Genomic DNA, 445 nt, shown 5'->3' with positions numbered 1-445 from the left:
GGCCCTGATCGATGAACGCCTTAGTCAGGGCATGACGCTGCGCGAGGCGGTGCTGGCCACCGTGCGCGGGCTGGAAGGCGCCTACGCGATCGCGGTGGTCAGCCGCGACGAGCCCGACCGCGTGGTCGGCGCGCGCCGCGGCGCGCCGCTGCTGGTCGGCCTGGGCATCGGCGAGAACTTCCTCGGCTCCGACGCGCAGGCGCTGATCCAGGTCACCAACAAGATGCTGCATCTGGACGAGAACGACGTGGTCGAGATCACCCGCGACAGCGTGCAGGTATTCACCCTCGACGGCACGCCGGTGGCGCGCCCGGTGCACGAGAGCGAGCTGTCCAGCGACGCGGTCGAGCGCGGCGAATACCGCCACTACATGCAGAAGGAGATCTTCGAGCAGCCGCGCGCGATCGCCGACACGCTGGAGGCCCGCCTGGGCGCGCACGGCGTG

Annotated in this window: 1 pseudogene; it reads left to right on the top strand. The window is 70.8% G+C overall.

Going from position 1 to position 445, the window contains the following annotated elements:
• Positions 1-445 (top strand): annotated as a pseudogene (locus DEO45_RS16310) (glutamine--fructose-6-phosphate transaminase (isomerizing)); the annotation flags it as partial.

Origin of the sequence: Rhodanobacter denitrificans (genome assembly GCF_003335105.1) — a bacterium.
Taxonomy (GTDB): domain Bacteria; phylum Pseudomonadota; class Gammaproteobacteria; order Xanthomonadales; family Rhodanobacteraceae; genus Rhodanobacter; species Rhodanobacter denitrificans_A.
This window is presented reverse-complemented; position numbering and strand designations above follow the sequence as displayed.